Below are 17,317 nucleotides of genomic sequence, written 5' to 3'. Positions count from 1 at the left end.
CACCAGTTAGGTGAGGAGGCCAACGGCGCAACCCGCCAAGCGGGCCCGCATCCCATAGGCTGGGAAAGTGAGGATAGACCTGCATGCGCACTCGAATGTTTCCGATGGAACCGAGACACCGGCCGGGGTGATCATTTCCGCCGTCTCGGCCGGTCTGGATGCCGTGGCCCTGACCGACCACGATTCCACAGATGGCTGGGAGCCTGCCGCTGCCGCCGCACGGGAGCATGGCATTGCATTCGTACCCGGGATGGAGATCTCCTGCCGTACGGAGCAGGGAATCAGCGTCCACTTGCTCAGTTACCTCCACGACCCCGCCCATGCCGGCCTGCTGGAGGAAATTACCAAGTCCAAGGATGCCCGGCTCACCCGTGCCGAGCATATGGTCACTTTACTGTCCGAGGATTATCCATTGACCTGGGACGACGTGATCCACCATGTTGCACCCGGTGCCACGGTGGGCCGCCCCCACATTGCCGATGCTTTGGTGGCCGCCGGCGTGGTGGCGGATCGAACGGAAGCGTTCACTTCCATCCTCACCTCCCACTCGCGGTATTTCGTGCAGCACTATGCGCCCAACCCGGCTTTCGCCGTCGAGCTTGTCCGCGCGGCTGGCGGCGTGCCCGTCTTCGCCCATCCGGTGGCTTCATCGAGAGGACGGATCGTGGGGGAGCGTACTTACCGGGACATGATTGATGCCGGACTGTTGGGACTTGAGGTTGAACACCGGGACAACCCGGAGGAGGGCCGCGCTTTCCTCCGTGGCCTGGCGGTCGAACACGGCTTGCTCATGACAGGATCTTCCGACTATCACGGGGCAGGAAAACCCAATCTCTTGGGCGAGAACACCACCCCGCCCGAGGTCTTGTCCAGGATCGAGGAGCTGGCAACGGGCAGCACGGTCATCCGGTGATGCACGGGCATTCTGTGAGAGGAGTCCGCTGATGGACCTGCAGCTGCTGGCCTCCGTGATCATCACGTTGTTCGTGATCATGGATCCGCCGGGTACAGTCCCGATATTCATGTCCTTGACGGCCCAAATGTCCGCCAAGGACCGGAATCGTTCCGCGTTCCAAGCCCTCTTGGTGGCCACAGGTGTGATCGTGGTGTTCGCGATCTTCGGCCAGTCGATTCTCAACTACATGCACATCTCGCTGGCGGCCTTGCAGGGTGCCGGTGGCCTGCTCCTGGTGCTGATCGCGCTGCAGCTGCTCACAGGCTCCACCAGCGGCGAGGAAAACGCCGCCAAGTACAAGAACGTGGCGTTCGTGCCGCTGGGCACACCGCTCATGGCCGGGCCGGGCGCGATTGTTGCCGTCATGGTGTTCGTGCAGCAGTCCAGCCAGCTCGCGGAGTATCTGGCGGTGGGTCTGGGCATCGCTGTGGTGCTTGGCTCGTTGTACCTGGCGATGCGCTTCGCGGGCGTCGTTCAGCGGGTCCTCGGTGAAAACGGTGTGGAGCTGGTGACGCGGATCGCCGGCCTGCTGCTCTCAGCCATTGCCGTGCAGATGATCGCGGACGCCGTTCAGGCTTTCGTGAAAGGTGCTGCCTGATCCTGGCTGGTGTCCGGCAAGGAACCGCTCCGGCGGAAGTCTGCCTTGTTGCCCAGCCTTTTCCGCATGACTTCGATGGCTTGCTCGTTCTGGTCGACGCACACAAAGTTGCGGCCCAACTTGGCTGCCACAGCTCCGAGGGTCCCTGAACCAGCGAAGAAATCGAGGCACCAATCGCCCTCACGGCTTGATGCGGAGACAATCCTGCGTACCAGGCCCTCGGGCTTTTGGGTGGGGTAACCGGTCTTCTCGCGGCCGGTAGGCGAGACGATGGTGTGCCACCAGACATCCGTGGGCAGCTTGCCGAGCTCACGTTTGGCGGGGGTGACCAGGCCAGGTGCCATGTACGGTTCCCGGTCCACTTCGGCGTTGTCGAAGTGATACTTGGTGGGGTTCTTGACGTACACCAGAATGTTGTCGTGCTTGGTGGGCCAGCGGTTCTTGGCGCGGGCGCCGTAATCGTAGGCCCAGATGATCTCGTTAAGGAAGCATTCCCGGCCGAAGATGGAGTCCAGCATCACCTTGGCGTAGTGGACTTCCCGGTAATCCAAATGCAGATACAGGGTGCCGTCGTCGGCCAGCAGCCGCCAAGCCTCCACGAGCTTGGGCTCCAGGAAGGACCAGTAGTCGCTGAAGGCGTCGTCGTAGCTGTGCAGGGCGCCCTTGATGGTGTCGTAAGAGCGGCCTTTGAAGCCGACGCGGTCGCCGTCGCCGTCCGCGTTGCGGACCATGCGGGTTTCCTGGCGGCGTTGGACCCGGCCCGTGTTGAAGGGCGGGTCCACGTAGATGAGTGTGAAGGCGCCGTCCGGCAGCGTAGGGAGGAATTCCGCGTTGTCCGCGTGCACCACCAAGTTGCCGCCGTCCGGCGCCCAAACAGATTCAGTCATTGAGGTTTTTAGGCCTCGGTGCTACCGGACTGGGCAGCTGCGGTCTCACCGGAAACCACTTCGCCGTTGCGGCGGCGCGTGCGGGTCCGGCGCGTGCGGGCCGGCTTTTCTGCGTTGTCTGCGGTGGCAGTGCGGGTTTCCGATGCACCGGCAGCGGGGGCTGTCTCACCATCAGAGGTACGACGGCGGCGCGTACGGTTGCGGCCACCCTCGCCCTTGGATCCGCTGGACTCGGCGTCGCCGGACCTACCGGAGCGTCCACGACCGCCATCACGACCGCCGTCGCGCTTGCCGTCACGTCCGCCATCGCGGCCTGAGCCGCCGGAGCGTGCATTCTTCTTGCCGGTTTCGCCGAGGTCCTCGAGGACTTCGGCGTCAACGCCGGCGAGGACGCGCTTGTTGCGCGGCAGACGACCCTTGGTGCCCTCGGGAATGTCCAGATCCGTGTACAGGTGCGGCGATGAGGAGTAGGTTTCAACGGGCTCGGGGACACTGAGTCCCAGGGCTTTGTTGATCAGGCCCCAGCGAGGCATGTCGTCCCAGTCAACAAACGTGACGGCGGTGCCCTTGTTGCCGGCGCGGCCCGTACGTCCAACGCGGTGCAGGTAGATCTTTTCGTCCTCCACGCACTGGTAGTTGATGACGTGGGTAACGTCATCGACGTCGATGCCGCGGGCTGCGACGTCGGTGGCCACCAGGACGTCAACCTTGTTGTTGCGGAACGCGCGGAGGGCCTGTTCACGGGCGCCTTGGCCGAGGTCGCCGTGAATGGCTGCAGCCGCGAAGCCGCGGTCCACGAGTTCCTCGGCAACCTTTGCGGCGGTGCGCTTGGTCTTGGTGAAGATGATGGTTCGGCCACGTCCGCGGGCCTGCAGGATGCGGGCCACAACCTCGGTCTTGTCCATGCTGTGCGCGCGGTAGATGAGCTGGCGGATGTCGCGCTTGGTCAGGCCTTCATCATTGGGGTCGGCTGCCCGGATATGGGTGGGCTGCGTCATGTAACGGCGAGCCATCGCGATCACGGGGCCGGGCATGGTTGCCGAGAAGAGGAGGGTCTGGCGGACCGCGGGGGTGCCGGCAATCAGGGTTTCCACGTCCGGGAGGAAGCCAAGGTCCAGCATTTCGTCGGCCTCGTCAAGGATGACCATTTTGACGTTCTTGAGGCTGAGGTGCTTTTGCTTGTAAAGGTCGATCAACCGGCCGGGGGTGCCGACAACGATTTCCACGCCCTTCTGCAGGGCATCAATCTGGGGTTCGTAGGCACGGCCGCCGTAGATGGTGGCGATGCGGGCGTTGCGCTTGCGTGACGCGGCCTGGAGGTCGTTGGCTACCTGCACGGCAAGCTCACGCGTGGGGACGATGACCAGGGCCTGCGGTGCGCCCGGGACAGCGAGCTTGGCGTATCCTGCATCATCCCTCCCGGCGACGCGCTGGAGGGCGGGGATGCCGAAGCCCAGCGTTTTTCCGGTACCGGTTTTGGCTTGGCCGATGATGTCGTGGCCGCTCAAGGCGACCGGCAGGGTCATGGCCTGGATCGGGAACGGGTGTGTGATTCCGGCGTCGGCCAAAGACTCAACGATGTCGGCGCGGACGTTGAAATCAGCGAACGACTTCTCTTCGATCTCGTGGGGCGTCTCATCCGAGATGATCGTTTCCTCGGGTTCGATGGATTCGGTTCCGGTGGAGTCCGTCAGGACTTCGTGGGTATGCAATTCACTCACAGGGAGTTTCCTTATTCATTTAGGCATTGGCGCTGCATGCTCAACGGGGCGGTAGAGCCGTACCGGAGCACGAACGGGCGCGCAAGCAAATCCAGTGGAAGCCGATCGCGGGCTATCTAAGTACTGGCACTGGTGACCAGTTGGTACATCTCAAGATCGCGTAGGGGCGGGCTTGTTGAGTTCAAAAATTAACTGAATCAACGACCGGGCATCCATTACTACACGCCCAGTCTATCCTCTGAGGGCCGGAAAGCCCGGATCGCCGCATGAACGCCGGTCAGGGCAGCAGCTCGAACCTGATTTCCCGGCTGGCAATGTCGGCCTTGAGCAACCGCACCCGGACTGTGGTTCCGGACTCCATTTCTCCGTCACACCGGGCGGTAACCGCGGGGTCTGCTATCTGTATGACGCCGAAGGGCCCGTTGCCGTTGCTGCTGCCGTTGCCGTTCTTTGAGCTGGATCCGTTGGAGGGTTTGGATCCGGAAATGACGACGGCGTCGAATTCCTGGCCGATGTGATTGGCCACCAAGGCTGCTTCCACGGTGTCCAGTGCGGCGCGCTCAAGGCGTCCGGCCAATTGGTCTGAGGAGGCCATGATCTCCGGCAGCGAGGGGAGTGCTTCCCGGGCCCATTGCGGGATGTCGTGGTTGTTGCTGAGTGCTTCGCAGATCACCAAGACAAAGCGATCGATGAGCCGCCGCAGGGGTGCGGTGGTGTGCGCATACGGAGCCCCGATGGCTGCTTGGATGACCTCCGCGGGAACCTCACCGTCAAAGGGTGTGTAACCGGCGCCCCTGAACAACATGCCGGCAGAGTGCAGGATGGCCAACTGTTTGGGATCGGACGCGTCCAAGGTCCGCAAATATTCGCCATAGGATACTTGGCCGTCCCAGGGCTTTCCGAGTGCAGAAGTCTGGCGCTTGAAATGGAGCAGCGACCGATCGTCAGGTGCCGGCATGGTGCGCAGTATCCCCACTTTGCCATCAAGCATCATCTGAGCTGCGGCCATGCCGGTCATGAGGGATATCTGCGCGTTCCAGTCCTCAACCGGCAGCGACGGCGCAGCGACGATCCTGTACCCGCCGCCGTCGGTGGCTTGAACTATTTCCTGTTCCGGCATGTTCAGGCTTGCGCCCCCACGTTGCCGCTCCAGCTCAACGCGTTTGAGCCCTACTTCTTTGAGGAGCTGCAGAACGGGTGGGGCCGTACCGTCGTCGAGTTGCTGTTGAGCGCCCTTGTAGCTCAGTTTGGCCCTGCTGCGCACGGCAGCCCGGGCAACGGTGACCGTCTGAACTTCGGCTTTGGCATCCAAGTCAAAACGCCACACGAAAGCACTGCAATCCTGGTTGGCAAGCAGGCTGCCGGCGTTCTCGCTGATAACTTCCGGATGCAACGGGATCCGCCCGTCAGGAGCGTAGAAGGTTTGTCCGCGTTGACGCGTTTCTGCGTCCAACGCCCCACCCGGAGCCACGAAAGACGGAACATCGGCGATTGCGTAGAGGACCGTGTAACCGTTACCGGTGCGGTCGATGAACAGGGCCTGGTCCAAGTCGGTGGATGTCGCCGGATCGATAGTCACAAACGCTATGTCCCGCAGGTCCTGTTCCGGAAGCTCGAGGGCGTCTACGGCCTGCTGTGCTTCTTCCACAGCGTCTGCAGGGTATTCACCGGGGAGTTCCAGCTCTGTCCTGAGAGCGGCAAGGGCCGCGGCGAGCTGGTCCGATGAGTCGTCGACGTTGGGTGCTATCCGATGATGTGACACGAAAATCAGGTTAGCCCGAAATGGGCCGATAGTCTTGGACGCGCTAGCGAAGTAACCCGCCGTCCATGAGGGACGGCGGGTTCCTTCTTTGAGCGCGTAAGCCTGTCCGGGTGGGTTATTGACCGGCCGGAGGTGTCAGCGTGAAGGTTGCGGCCTCATCGCCATAGACATCAGTGACCACGATCTTGGTGGGGCCGTTCTTGATGTCGAACGCGATCACTCCCTGTTTGAACTCCCCCGTGGCGACGCTCCCCATCGGCAGGCTGCCCAGGTCCTCAGTAAGGAACAGCAACTCACCTTCTTTTCCGTCAGCGTCGAAGGCCTGGAAGTTCGTTGAGGAAGCGAAGCTTGTCCCCGTCAGTGTCTCCCAGGACACCTCCACCACGAGGAACCCCCCGTTGGCGGGTTTCATGTACGACATCGAGGGGATTTCGTTGGTGTAAAGAGAATCGACCACGCCCACCTTTACCTTGGTGCTGTCATCAACATCCACGGTGAAGGAGTTCGCCTCGTTGGCAGTGCCAGGCGAGGGCACCAGGGGCCCTTGACTGGCGGAAGGGAGCGGTGCAGCAGGTGTGGTTCGTCCCTGCTGTACTGCAGCGGCGAAGAGGGTGAAAGACAGCGCAGTGGACACAATTCCCACGATCACACCAGCGAACCAGACGACGACGGTGATGATCCACGCCTTCTTCTTGTTCTCCAGGTAGCCTGCCAGCGGCCTGCCCTCTTTGTCCCGGGCGTTTCCTGTCAAGGTGATGATGAGGTCCACAATGGACCAGATGCCGAAGCCGCCGCCAGTGAGCAGCTTCGCGATTCCGGTACCAATCTTGCCCAGATAGAAGCGGTCCACGCCCAAGCCACCCAGAAGCAGCGCCAAAATCCAGGTGGTCATGAAGGACTTGGCCGGAACCGCCCCGCCCGTAGTTCCATAAGGGCCTGAAGCCGGTCCGGGTTGGTAGCCAGGCTGTGCTCCACCTTGGAACTGGCCGCCGTAAGCATAAGGCGCGGCCGGGACCTGCGGAACTCCTGATCCGGCATCGTTTTGGGGCGCGGGCGGGTAACTCGGGTGACTCATGGAAATTCCTTCAGTGAAGTGGGTGCGAGGAGGAGGACGGGCGGTATGCAGGGCACATGGCAGTCAACTCACGTCGAGCCAGCCTAGTAGGAACGAGGCCGGAAGCAGAACGCAAACCCCGGGAATCTCATGCCCGGCCAGGGATAGGCTGGGTTCATGGGCATATCCCCGGACGCCGCAGCCTCTGCCAGGGAACTCTCAGCGGAGTTGCTTGGAGCCATGGCCTATGGCGAGCTGTCTGCTTTCGGACGGCTCTCGCTGGACTCCCGTTATGCTCCCACCCTTCATGACAGGTCAGTGCTGGCGAAGATCGCTGTGGGTGCCTACGGCAACTTCGCGCTCCTCAGCGATCGATTGGTGGAGATGGGGGTCGACCCCGAACATGCGATGCTGCCGTTCCAGCGTTCCTTCGACCATTTCCACGAGCGCACCAAACCGGGAGACTGGTTCGAATCCGTCATGAAGGCCTATGTGATCGACACTGTGTCGTCGGACTTCTACAGGGCTGTCGCGATGTTCCTTGACCCACAAACGCAGCATTTTGTTGAACGGGTGGCTTCCCCCGATCAAGCCACTGAAGTCCTTCGGGTTCTGCTGAGGAGGGCCCTGAGTGATGACCCACGCCTGGCATCGCGCCTTGCACTGTGGGGCCGCCGCCTGGTGGGAGAGGCCTTGACGCAGGTGCAACGCGTCGGCATGGAGCACCCGCGGCTGGGCCCAACGCTGAGAAGCGGAGGGGACTCGCGTGCTGAGGTGAAACGGCTGACGACGGAACTCGCCGGGAAGCATTCCCGCCGGATGACGGGCCTTGGCCTGACAGCGTAGACGCCGGCCAGCTCAGGACCGGCTAGGGCTCAACGGTGTCCAACGCCTGCAGCAGCGACTTCGCTGCCGCCGTCGGGTCTGTTGCCTCCGTGATGGCGCGCACGACGACGATGCGGCTGGCCCCCGCGGCGACCACCTGTTCAACGTTGCTGTGGTCGATGCCGCCAATGGCGAACCACGGAAGTGTCGTCACGTCGCCTGCACGTTTCTGTGCCTCTGCGGCATATGTGACCAAACCCGGACCCACAGCCGCGCGCCCGGGTTTGGTGGGCGTTGCCCAGACCGGACCCACACAGAAGTAGTCCAGTCCCAAGGGGCCTTGGGCGGTAGCAATTGCCGCGTCGATTTGTTCCGGTGTGTGGGTGGAAAGACCGATGCCGGTGACATTCGGCAGGAGTGTGCGGGCGGCCGTCAGAGGCAGGTCCTTCTGACCGATGTGGAACACGGGAGCCCCGGAAATACTGGCAACATCGGCCCGGTCGTTGACAGCCCACAGCCGTCCGTGCCGTTGTGCGACGCTCCGCAAAACGGCCAGCATTTCAAGCTCCTCGGCAGCTTCCAGCGTCTTGTCGCGGAGCTGGATGATGTCCACACCACCGGCGAAAGCGGCGTCCACAAAGTCTTCAAAATCGCCCTGCCGTTGACGGGCATCAGTGCACAAATAGAGGCGGGCAGAGGCGAGGGCGTCAGGCTGGGTCATGGAAACCAGAGTAGTTCCTCTAAACTGGGCACGTACTGCGGGAGCCGCGACATTCGTCATATGACTGTCCGGCTGAGAGGGCTTCAGCGCCGACCGCTTGACCTGATCCGGCTAGTACCGGCGTAGGGAAGGAAACCAATGGCAGATCCCCGCCATACCCCCATCCAGGCAGACGTGGCCGTCATTGGCGGCGGCATCATAGGCCTGGGCATCGCTCATGAAGCCCGGCGACTTGGCCGTTCAGTGGTGCTGATCGACCCCGCCCCGGCCTCGGGCGCAACGTTCGCCGCCGCCGGAATGCTTGCACCCGTCAGCGAACTGCATTACCAGGAGGAAGACCTTCTGGAATTGATGATTGAGTCTTCCCGGCTGTGGCCCTCCTTCGTGGACAGACTGCACTTGGGGGGAGCGGGCAGCGGATACCGCACGACGCCCACCCTCGCCGTGGGTGCCGACGCAGCCGACCGCAGGGCGCTCGCAGACCTCAGGAACGTACAGCTCGCAGCTGGCTTGGGAGTCGAACCTCTTGCCCTGCGGGACGCGAGGAACCGCGAGCCGCTCCTTAGCCCGCAGATTTCCTGCGCTTTCGACATTCCCGCCGACCACCAAGTGGATCCGCGAAAGCTCGCCGCCTGCATCCTGGCTGGATTGGCTAACCATTCGCCTGACGACGCCTCCTGGGTGCCCGGGGCCGATGACGGATTCGCCGTTCTTTCCCCGGCGCGCGGTGTGCTGCGGGATGGCGGGCGGGTCACCGGAGTGGAACTCGAATCCGGAGTCGTGGTCCTTGCCGCGGAGACTGTGGTGGCCAACGGGCTGGGGGCATCCCACGTGTCGGGGCTCCCTGAAGGACTGACCCTTCCAGTGCGGCCGGTCTATGGCGACATCCTCCGGCTTCGCGTCCCCGAAAAGCTCCGGCCCTTGGTGACGTCCACTGTTCGGGGGATGGTTCGAGGCGTTCCGGTTTACATCGTTCCCCGGGACGACGGAACCGTGGTGATCGGAGCGACGCAACGCGAAGACCGGTTGTCAGCGACTTCCAACGCAGTCTCGGCCGGCGGCGTCTATCAACTGCTGAGGGATGCCCAAACTCTGGTCCCCGCAGTGGCGGAACTGGAACTCCTTGAAGCAACTGCCCGCGCCCGCCCCGGCACTCCGGACAACGCCCCCCTGCTTGGACGGGTCAGCGGGCCCCACGGCGACGTTGACGGCTTGGTGATCGCTACAGGATTCTTCCGCCACGGTGTACTCCTGACTCCCGTAGCCGCCAGGATCGTGGGCGAACTCATCAACGGATCCAAGGACCCTCGATGGGCTCCGTTACTGCCTGATCGCTTCGCGGGCAACGCTTCAGTTCCCCAAGTACTCACACCAGCAGCACACGCTCCCACCAAGGAAACAGCATGAACATCAAACTCAACGGAACCGATCACGCAGTCTCCGATGACGCATCCGTCAGCACTCTCGTCACAGCGATCACGGGCCGCGCCTTGGACCCTCGCGGGCAAGCGGCCGACGGCGGCAAGCTGGGAGTCGCGGTCGCACGTAACTCCGAGGTGGTTCCCCGCAGCCAATGGGCCGTGACGGCGCTGGCCGACGGAGACGAACTCGAACTCGTAACAGCAGTCCAAGGAGGCTGAACCATGACAACAGCAAACATTGACGGTCGAACCACTGATGTGCTGGCGATCGACGGCGTGGAATTCGGTTCCCGACTCATCATGGGCACCGGAGGCGCGCCGAGCCTTGATGGCCTGGGATCAGCGCTCCTGGCTTCGGGGACCGAGCTCACCACCGTAGCCATGCGGCGCTACTCACCCGCCGAAACGGGATCGCTGTTCCAGCTCCTGGTGGACCACAACATCCGGGTACTTCCCAACACTGCGGGCTGCTTTACTGCCAAGGACGCCGTGATGACCGCTGAACTGGCCCGCGAAGCGCTGGAGACAGATTGGGTGAAGTTGGAAGTCATCGCCGACGAACACACGCTCCTGCCCGACGCCGTGGAACTGGTGGATGCAACGGAACAACTGGTGAACCGGGGCTTCAAGGTTTTCGCCTACACAAATGACGATCCCGTGCTCGCGCTCAGGCTCGAGAACCTGGGTGCCACCGCCGTCATGCCCTTGGGATCACCCATTGGGACCGGCCTCGGCATCCTGAACCCACACAACATTGAACTCATCGTGTCCCGGGCCTCCGTACCCGTGGTCCTCGACGCGGGAATCGGAACCGCCTCCGATGCCGCGTTGGCCATGGAGCTGGGCTGTGACGCCGTGCTGTTGGCCACCGCTGTAACCCGGGCCCAGAACCCGGTGCAGATGGGGGAGGCCTTCAAGCACGCTGTCATCGCCGGTAGGCTTGCGCGGCAGGCAGGCCGGATTCCCCGGCGGGAGCACGCGCTCGCGTCCTCGGCGATGGAAGGCCGGGCAGAGTTCCTCTGATCCGAACCCTCGGAATGTGGCAGCCGGGCTCGGCGACTCATTTCAGAACGACAACCTCGGCGCACACGCGGCGTCGTGCGGGGCTTAAGTCGTGCCGGGGCTTAAACAGTAGTGACCGCCACCATGGGGTGACGGTTACTACTGTCTAAGGTTCTAAAGCCGCAGCGCCTTGGTGAGGGCCGCAGTATCGTGCTGGGTCCTGGTCCGGCCGAGAAAGAGCACCACGGCAACCGCCGCGGCAGTGCCGAGCACAATAGGTAGGACCCACGGAATCCACGTTGCGCCAGGCTGGTAGCCCAATCCGGCGCTGATGAACGCGATCCAACTCAGCGTGCCCACAGCTGCTGAGACACCGGCCGGCAGCGCGATCCCGTACTTGCCGTGCCGCTTGTCGTTAGCCCACACAATGAAACCGGTGGCAATGGTGGCCAGAACCACCACGACGAGAGAAAGCATGAAAACTCCTTAGCGGACGACGAGACGTAGGAAGACCCTAGAGAGCGCCGAAGCCGACGCGCCGGGTTTCCTCGGCGCCGATTTCCACGTAGCCCAGCACGTTGCCGGGAACAATGACCTGTCGGCCCTTGTCATCAGTGAGGCGAAGCTCGGAGCCTTTGGTCACGGCCTCAGCCACAATCTTGGCGACGGCGTCGGCATCCAGGGAGGATTCGAGCACGATCTCACGGCCAACGTTCTGAATGCCGATCTTTACTTCCACAGCAAGGCCTCCAAGCCAATCAAGTGTTAAGTCAGTCCTCTATTTGTAGCCTAGGACTCTTTGGGGAATCGACTGATTCCGCGCCAAGCTAAACGATAGATCAGATCGCTGGCCACATCGAGGTCCAGGTTTCCGTCCGTTTCGAGCCAATATCTGGCGCTGACCTGAGCCATTCCGGCCAAACCACGGCCAAGAAGCTGCGCTTCCAGAGGGGGCAGTTTGGTGTCCTCGGCAATGACACGGGCCACGGCGTCCGCGAACGTTTTGTTGAAAGTCTCCAAACGCGAACTGACATCGGCATCATTGATCAGGTCCGATTCGAACACCAGGCGATGGGCTTGGTCGTCATCGGCAATGAACCTGTAGTAAGCGCGCATGACGGCCTTGACGCGTTCCTTGTTATCCGTGGTGGAGTTCAAGGCGTTGAGCATCAGCTGCGTCAGGGTTGCAAGGTGGCTGTCCAGGAGCGCCATGTAAAGCTCGCGCTTGGAGGGAAAGTGCTGATAGAGCACTGGTTTGCTCACGTGGGCGGCCTCCGCGATTTCGTCCATGGCTGCCCCGTGGAAGCCGTTGGCAACGAATACTTCCAGCGCCGCGTTCAGCAACTGTGCGCGGCGCTCGTCCCGCGGCAACCTTGGTGAACGCGTTGTACCTGCCCGTTCCTGCCTGGCCGGTGCCCCATCGTTTGCCCGTGTGCCGTCAGCCACAGTCTGCCGCCTTTCCTTCGCAGTTATGACTACTCTACCGGGGGGTAATATGACCGGGCGGCATCTGCAGGCATAGATTGGGGTATGGCCTCAATTGTTGCTGCCCACGCTACTGCGCCCGCTGTCCTCCCGCCCCTCGTTGAACCGGCCGCCGAACTTACGCCGGCCGAGGTGGAACGGTATTCCCGGCATCTCATCATTCCTGAAATTGGCGCCCTGGGCCAACGCAGGCTCAAGAATGCCAAAGTCCTGGTCATAGGCGCCGGTGGCCTTGGTTCCCCCGCACTGCTGTACCTGGCCGCTGCCGGAGTGGGCACCCTGGGCATACTGGACGACGACGCGGTGGACCTTAGCAACCTGCAGCGGCAGGTCATCCATGGTGTGAAGGACGTGGGTACGCCCAAGGTCGAATCCGCACGTAACGCCATCGCAGAACTCAACCCCTTGGTCAACGTTGTCCTGCACAATGTCCGCCTTGACGCTTCCAATGCGCTGGATCTGTTTGCGCAGTATGACCTCATCCTGGACGGCGCTGACAACTTTGCAACGCGGTATCTGGTGAACGACGCCGCTGCCATCCTCGGCAAGCCCTATGTCTGGGGATCCATCTTCCGCTTTGACGGCCAGGTGAGCGTCTTCTGGGCCGACCACGGGCCCACGTACAGGGATCTCTACCCGGAAGCGCCTCCCGCCGGCTCGGTGCCGTCCTGTGGCGAGGGTGGCGTGTTCGGCATGCTCTGCGCAGCGGTTGGATCGCTCATGGTCACCGAGGCCGTGAAGCTGATTACCGGCGTCGGGCGTTCATTGCTGGGCCGGGTGGCACTTTTTGATGCTTTGGGCGGAAACTGGCGCGAGATCAAGGTCTCAAAGGATCCGGAAGCCGAACCCATTACGGAATTGACCGACTACGAGGCCTTCTGTGGAGTAACGCCGCCGGCGGCCACGGACCAGGAGCACACTGTTTCCGCCAAAGACCTGGCCGCAATGCTTGCCGAACGGGAGTTGGGGGAGCGGGACTTCGAACTCGTGGATGTCCGCGAGTCGGGCGAGCACAGCATCGTGAGCATCGACGGCTCTATCCTGATTCCGCAGGGCCGCATACTCTCCGGCGAAGCGTGGGTGCAGCTGCCGCAGGACAGGGACATCGTGTTCCACTGCAAGGCCGGGACTCGATCGGCTGCTGTCCTTGAAGCGGCGCAAAAGGCCGGCTACACGCGCGTCAGCCATCTCGACGGCGGTATTCTCGCCTGGGTGCGCGATGTGGAACCGGAGAAGCCCATTTACTGATCGTTGCCCGGTCAGGCCTTTGTCTGTAAAGCTCAACCATGAGCGAAGATCTGGCAGAGACCCTGCAACACCCTCTTGGTTCCGGTTTTGGGCACGGTTCCACCGCCCGGGAGGTCATCGATGGAATCGACCTCGCCGGAAAGGCGGCTATCGTTACCGGCGGATACTCCGGGCTCGGCCTGGAGACAGTTCGGGCGCTGGTTTCAGCCGGCGCGGAAGTCACAGTCCCGGCTCGCAGGACCGAACACGCAAAGGAAGTGCTGGCTGGCGCCGGTCTCGGTGACACGGTCACGGTGGAAGAGATGGACCTGGCAGACCAGGACAGCGTTAAAGCATTCGCCCAGCGATACATGGCCGGGCACGGTTCGTTGGACATCCTCATCAACAACGCGGCCATCATGGCAAGCCCGGAAGAACGCGTGGGACCGGGCTGGGAAGCCCAGTTCGCCACCAACCACCTGGGGCACTTCACTCTGGTCAACGCTCTCTGGCCTGCCCTGTCGGCATCCGGCAACGCCCGCGTAGTTTCCTTATCCTCCACCGGCCACAAGCTGTCCCCGATCCGGTTCGAGGACATCAATTTCGCTACCGGCTACGACAAATGGCGGGCCTATGGTCAGGCCAAGACGGCCAATTCACTTTTTGCCGTGGAACTTGACCGGCGGGGACGGGAATTCGGCGTGCGGTCTTTCGCGGTGCATCCAGGGGGCATCATGACTGAGCTGCAACGGCATTTGCCCAAGGAAGAGATGGTGGCCGCAGGCTGGATGGACGGCGAGGGAAATCTCCGGGAAGGATTCAAGACGCCGGAACAGGGCGCAGCAACCTCGGTTTGGGCGGCGACGTCACCGGCTTTGGCGGGCAAAGGCGGGGTTTACTGCGAGGACTGCGACATCGCCAATCCCACCGACAAAGATTCACCCCTCGCCCGCTACCAAGGTGTGGACGCGCACGCTATCGACAAAGCAGAAGCAGGGAAACTGTGGGACCTGTCCGCCGAGCTGACAGGTATCAACGCTTTCGCGTAAGTGGCGAGGTGGCCTCAGGCGCTTTCGGAGCGGAGTTGCCCGTGATCCACCGGGCACTCCGCGGCCGGGGCGGCTTGGGGCTTCTCCACTTCGATGCCGTAGAGGGCTTCCAGAGCGGCAACATACTCTTCCTGTTGGCCGTTGGCTGCCAGTTCGCGTGCCCTGACCGTGGGAATGTGCAGGAGCTGCTTGACCATCCGGCGAAGGGCGAACTCAACCTCTTCGGCGGCGGCGGTGCAACCATGCCGTGCCCGGACTTTTTCCATTTCCGCGTCAAGGACGTTCATGGTGTGGCGGCGCAGCGCCACAATGGCAGTGTCCACGGAGCGGGCTTCGCGTTCGGACTCGAAAGAGGTGGCGGCGCCGTTGACTATTGCGCTGGCCTGGGAAAGTGACTCTGCCTGCTCCTGAGGCGCAGCCAGCCGTACGGATTCAAGCGTCAGGAGCTCAACGCCATCGAGTTCGCCCACTGCGGGGTCGAAGTCGTGGGTGAGGGCGAGGTCGATAGCGATCAAGGGTTTGCCCGAGTGGGCCCGGACGCGGGCAAGATCGGCGGCCTCCACTCTGTTGTCAGAGCCGCTGCAGCCAATCATGACGTCAGCTGCGGCAACAGCAGCGGGAAGAGTGTCGGCGTCGAGCGCTGTTCCGCCGCGGGTGGCTACAAAGCCTTCGGCGCGGCCGGAAGAAGAGTAAACGGAGACGTCTGTGCAGCCGCGCTCCCGCAGAAGCGACATGGTTGCGCCGGCGTAGGCCCCGGTTCCGAAGACCACAACCTTTTTGCGGGACCAATCGTCGTTTTCGGCGAGGTCGGTGGCAAGGTCCAATGCGACGGAAACGATCGAGAGCCCGCGCGAGCCGAGGGCTGTCTGCGCGCCGACATCCTTGGCCGTTTTGGAGGCCGCCTGGAACAAGCGCACAAGGCCGGAGCTGGCGGTGCCTTCCTGCTGTGCTGTGATCAGCGCCCGGCGAACCTGGCCTGCGATCTCGCGCTCACCTACCACGGCTGAATCCAGGCCGGCGCTCACAGCGAACAGGTGCCGTGTGACGTCCGGACCGGTGTTTGTGGCGAAGGAGCGTGAGACGAGTTGCTCGTTGAGGCCGCTGAGTTCGCTGATCTGGGAGACAAGGGCCGAACGAGCCGCCTCAAGGTCAGCTCCGTTGGCTGTTTCTCCGTAAATTTCGTAGCGGTTGCACGTGGCCAGGACAACGGCTCCGGAAACCAGGGAGGAGTCTGTCAGGGCTGCCGAGGCAAGCTCAGAGGAACCGTTGCTCAACTGAGCGACAGTTTCGAGGTCGATGTCGGCGTGTGTAGCCACCAATGAGAAAAGAACCACAGCACCCCAATCATAGCTTTTTCGTAGCCCGGTAGAACAATGCAGCACCGTGGTGATCCCCACGAAGGCCAGTGATCCCCGACACAACGGCCCGGGCCGGGCGCGACGTGACAGCTTGTCGTTATCTTTTGCCCCGGATTTTCGGCACAATCGAAGGCATGACTTCTAGCGCGGCAGCATCCAACAGTACGGCTTCCAACGCCCCGGCGGGAACCCTCGGCGCCAACCACCCGCTCAACGACGGCCGTACCTCGGACTCGCCGTTGATCACTGCCTACCGCGGTGGCACGCCGTCCCGCAGGCCTGTATGGTTCATGCGCCAGGCGGGTCGTTCCCTGCCTGAGTATCTGAAGGTCCGCCAAGGCGTTGCCATGCTGGACTCTTGCCTGCGGCCTGAACTGGCCGCCGAGATCACCCTGCAGCCGGTTCGCCGCCACGACGTTGACGCCGCCATCTTCTTCTCGGACATCGTTATTCCGTTGAAGCTCGCCGGCGTGGGAGTGGACATCGTCCCCGGCGTAGGACCCGTGTTGGACAAGCCGGTGCGAACGGCAGCTGATGTGGCCGCCCTTCCCACCCTGACGTGGGAAGCCCTCGAGCCGATCCGCGAAGCCGTCCGCCTGACGGTTGCCGAACTCGGAAAGACCCCGCTGATCGGCTTCGCCGGTGCGCCATTCACCCTGGCCGCCTACATGGTTGAAGGGAAGCCCTCCCGTGATCACCTCGGGCCCCGAACCATGATGCACGCCGATCCCGAGACGTGGGCGGCGCTGGCCAACTGGGCTGCCGATACCTCCGGAATGTTCCTTCAGGCCCAACTTGAGGCAGGCGCTTCGACGGCGCAGCTCTTCGATTCCTGGGCCGGATCCCTTGGCCTGGATGACTACACCAAGTACGTGGCGCCGGCATCCACCCGGGCGCTGGACCACGTCCGTGGACTCGGGGCGCCGTTGATCCACTTTGGAACCGGCACTTCCGAGCTTCTGGTTGCCATGCGCGACGTCGGCGTAGACGTCGTAGGTGTGGACTACCGGCTGCCCTTGGACGAAGCCAACCGACGCCTGGGTGGAACTGTGCCGCTTCAAGGCAACATCGACCCCGCTCTTCTGTCCGCCCCGTGGGAGGTCCTTGAAGCCCACGTCCGGGAGGTCATCGCTGCTGGTTCCCACGCCCCGGGCCATGTGCTGAACCTTGGTCATGGAGTTCCTCCCGAAACAGACCCCACCGTTCTGACGCGCGTGGTGGAGCTCATCCACTCCATCCCTGCGGAGTAGGC

18 protein-coding genes and 1 riboswitch are annotated in these 17,317 nt (G+C 62.8%); of the genes, 9 read left to right on the top strand and 9 right to left on the bottom strand.

Features of this window, described 5'->3' with window-relative positions:
• Positions 1–67: 67 nt before the first annotated feature.
• Together LDN70_RS14085 and LDN70_RS14080 are read left to right on the top strand one after the other, a co-directional pair.
• A complete protein-coding gene (locus tag LDN70_RS14085) occupies positions 68–913 on the top strand; it encodes a PHP domain-containing protein (protein WP_142938490.1) in 846 nt (281 codons plus the stop codon).
• 31 nt (positions 914–944) lie between these two features.
• Complete coding sequence (locus tag LDN70_RS14080; protein WP_142938491.1) at positions 945–1,553, top strand: MarC family protein; 609 nt, start codon at positions 945–947, stop codon at positions 1,551–1,553.
• On the opposite strand, the gene LDN70_RS14075 is transcribed toward LDN70_RS14080, so the two are convergent.
• From LDN70_RS14075 to LDN70_RS14060, 4 genes are all read right to left on the bottom strand, one after another.
• Positions 1,526–2,440 (bottom strand): DNA-methyltransferase, encoded by a 915-nt coding sequence (locus LDN70_RS14075; protein ID WP_223940576.1) that lies wholly within the window; start codon positions 2,438–2,440, stop codon positions 1,526–1,528. The genes LDN70_RS14080 and LDN70_RS14075 overlap by 28 nt on opposite strands.
• 8 nt (positions 2,441–2,448) lie before the next feature.
• The gene (locus LDN70_RS14070; protein WP_142938493.1) at positions 2,449–4,161 is read right to left on the bottom strand and encodes a DEAD/DEAH box helicase; all 1,713 of its coding nucleotides are present in this window, start codon (positions 4,159–4,161) and stop codon (positions 2,449–2,451) included.
• A 277-nt stretch (positions 4,162–4,438) separates the two neighbouring features.
• Positions 4,439–5,923, bottom strand: coding sequence for an RNB domain-containing ribonuclease (locus tag LDN70_RS14065; protein ID WP_142938494.1), 1,485 nt, complete (start codon positions 5,921–5,923; stop codon positions 4,439–4,441).
• A 115-nt stretch (positions 5,924–6,038) separates the two neighbouring features.
• Positions 6,039–6,998 carry a TM2 domain-containing protein gene (locus tag LDN70_RS14060; protein ID WP_223940575.1) on the bottom strand — a complete coding sequence of 320 codons (960 nt, stop codon included), beginning with the start codon at positions 6,996–6,998 and terminating at the stop codon, positions 6,039–6,041.
• 156 nt (positions 6,999–7,154) lie between these two features.
• Between LDN70_RS14060 and LDN70_RS14055 the strand changes: the two genes are divergently transcribed.
• Positions 7,155–7,823: a ferritin-like fold-containing protein gene (locus LDN70_RS14055; protein WP_223940574.1), complete on the top strand. Its 669-nt coding sequence runs from the start codon at positions 7,155–7,157 to the stop codon at positions 7,821–7,823.
• A 22-nt stretch (positions 7,824–7,845) separates the two neighbouring features.
• On the opposite strand, the gene thiE is transcribed toward LDN70_RS14055, so the two are convergent.
• Positions 7,846–8,523, bottom strand: coding sequence for a thiamine phosphate synthase (thiE, locus tag LDN70_RS14050; protein ID WP_223940573.1), 678 nt, complete (start codon positions 8,521–8,523; stop codon positions 7,846–7,848).
• A 27-nt stretch (positions 8,524–8,550) separates the two neighbouring features.
• Positions 8,551–8,669, top strand: a riboswitch (TPP riboswitch).
• On the opposite strand from thiE, the gene thiO reads away from it, so the two are divergent.
• The 3 genes from thiO to LDN70_RS14035 all read left to right on the top strand — a co-directional run bounded on the left by thiO (position 8,662) and on the right by LDN70_RS14035 (position 10,967).
• Positions 8,662–9,930, top strand: coding sequence for a glycine oxidase ThiO (thiO, locus tag LDN70_RS14045; protein ID WP_223940572.1), 1,269 nt, complete (start codon positions 8,662–8,664; stop codon positions 9,928–9,930). Its footprint overlaps the riboswitch before it by 8 nt.
• Positions 9,927–10,163 carry a sulfur carrier protein ThiS gene (gene thiS, locus LDN70_RS14040; RefSeq protein WP_011775416.1) on the top strand — a complete coding sequence of 79 codons (237 nt, stop codon included), beginning with the start codon at positions 9,927–9,929 and terminating at the stop codon, positions 10,161–10,163. The genes thiO and thiS overlap by 4 nt, the downstream gene beginning before the upstream one ends.
• 3 nt (positions 10,164–10,166) lie before the next feature.
• On the top strand, positions 10,167–10,967 hold the full coding sequence (locus tag LDN70_RS14035) for a thiazole synthase (RefSeq protein ID WP_142938499.1): 801 nt from the start codon (positions 10,167–10,169) through the stop codon (positions 10,965–10,967).
• Positions 10,968–11,120: 153 nt separating this feature from the next.
• Here the strand turns inward: LDN70_RS14035 and LDN70_RS14030 are convergent, their stop codons facing one another.
• From LDN70_RS14030 to LDN70_RS14020, 3 genes are read right to left on the bottom strand one after another with little or no spacing between them, the layout of a single operon-like run.
• Entirely contained in the window at positions 11,121–11,423 is a 303-nt protein-coding gene (locus LDN70_RS14030; RefSeq protein WP_011775413.1) for a hypothetical protein, read from the bottom strand.
• A gap of 37 nt (positions 11,424–11,460) precedes the next feature.
• Complete coding sequence (locus tag LDN70_RS14025; protein ID WP_142938500.1) at positions 11,461–11,685, bottom strand: DUF3107 domain-containing protein; 225 nt, start codon at positions 11,683–11,685, stop codon at positions 11,461–11,463.
• Positions 11,686–11,735: 50 nt separating this feature from the next.
• Positions 11,736–12,470 carry a TetR/AcrR family transcriptional regulator gene (locus LDN70_RS14020; protein ID WP_166840884.1) on the bottom strand — a complete coding sequence of 245 codons (735 nt, stop codon included), beginning with the start codon at positions 12,468–12,470 and terminating at the stop codon, positions 11,736–11,738.
• A gap of 6 nt (positions 12,471–12,476) precedes the next feature.
• Between LDN70_RS14020 and moeB the strand changes: the two genes are divergently transcribed.
• A complete protein-coding gene (moeB, locus tag LDN70_RS14015) occupies positions 12,477–13,679 on the top strand; it encodes a molybdopterin-synthase adenylyltransferase MoeB (RefSeq protein WP_223940571.1) in 1,203 nt (400 codons plus the stop codon).
• A 38-nt stretch (positions 13,680–13,717) separates the two neighbouring features.
• Positions 13,718–14,707 carry an SDR family NAD(P)-dependent oxidoreductase gene (locus tag LDN70_RS14010; RefSeq protein WP_223940570.1) on the top strand — a complete coding sequence of 330 codons (990 nt, stop codon included), beginning with the start codon at positions 13,718–13,720 and terminating at the stop codon, positions 14,705–14,707.
• Between the two features lie 14 nt (positions 14,708–14,721).
• Here the strand turns inward: LDN70_RS14010 and LDN70_RS14005 are convergent, their stop codons facing one another.
• Complete coding sequence (locus tag LDN70_RS14005; protein WP_223940569.1) at positions 14,722–16,041, bottom strand: glutamyl-tRNA reductase; 1,320 nt, start codon at positions 16,039–16,041, stop codon at positions 14,722–14,724.
• 158 nt (positions 16,042–16,199) lie between these two features.
• Here LDN70_RS14005 and hemE point away from each other — a divergent pair, with 158 nt between their 5' ends.
• The gene (hemE, locus tag LDN70_RS14000; RefSeq protein ID WP_223940568.1) at positions 16,200–17,315 is read left to right on the top strand and encodes a uroporphyrinogen decarboxylase; all 1,116 of its coding nucleotides are present in this window, start codon (positions 16,200–16,202) and stop codon (positions 17,313–17,315) included.
• The last annotated feature ends 2 nt before the right edge of the window (positions 17,316–17,317 follow it).

Source organism: Arthrobacter sp. StoSoilB22 (genome assembly GCF_019977315.1).
GTDB lineage: Bacteria > Actinomycetota > Actinomycetes > Actinomycetales > Micrococcaceae > Arthrobacter.
The sequence above is the reverse complement of the archived record's forward strand: the minus strand, read 5'-3'. Positions and strand labels throughout refer to the sequence as shown.

Bases quoted from the DNA above. Each gene is read 5' to 3' on its own strand.
- LDN70_RS14080 (WP_142938491.1), top strand. From the start codon at position 945: ATGGACCTGCAGCTGCTGGCCTCCGTGATCATCACGTTGTTCGTGATC.
- LDN70_RS14075 (WP_223940576.1), bottom strand. From the start codon at position 2,440: ATGACTGAATCTGTTTGGGCGCCGGACGGCGGCAACTTGGTGGTGCAC.
- LDN70_RS14060 (WP_223940575.1), bottom strand. From the start codon at position 6,998: ATGAGTCACCCGAGTTACCCGCCCGCGCCCCAAAACGATGCCGGATCA.
- LDN70_RS14055 (WP_223940574.1), top strand. From the start codon at position 7,155: ATGGGCATATCCCCGGACGCCGCAGCCTCTGCCAGGGAACTCTCAGCG.
- thiE (WP_223940573.1), bottom strand. From the start codon at position 8,523: ATGACCCAGCCTGACGCCCTCGCCTCTGCCCGCCTCTATTTGTGCACT.
- thiO (WP_223940572.1), top strand. From the start codon at position 8,662: ATGGCAGATCCCCGCCATACCCCCATCCAGGCAGACGTGGCCGTCATT.
- thiS (WP_011775416.1), top strand. From the start codon at position 9,927: ATGAACATCAAACTCAACGGAACCGATCACGCAGTCTCCGATGACGCA.
- LDN70_RS14035 (WP_142938499.1), top strand. From the start codon at position 10,167: ATGACAACAGCAAACATTGACGGTCGAACCACTGATGTGCTGGCGATC.
- LDN70_RS14030 (WP_011775413.1), bottom strand. From the start codon at position 11,423: ATGCTTTCTCTCGTCGTGGTGGTTCTGGCCACCATTGCCACCGGTTTC.
- moeB (WP_223940571.1), top strand. From the start codon at position 12,477: ATGGCCTCAATTGTTGCTGCCCACGCTACTGCGCCCGCTGTCCTCCCG.
- LDN70_RS14010 (WP_223940570.1), top strand. From the start codon at position 13,718: ATGAGCGAAGATCTGGCAGAGACCCTGCAACACCCTCTTGGTTCCGGT.
- hemE (WP_223940568.1), top strand. From the start codon at position 16,200: ATGACTTCTAGCGCGGCAGCATCCAACAGTACGGCTTCCAACGCCCCG.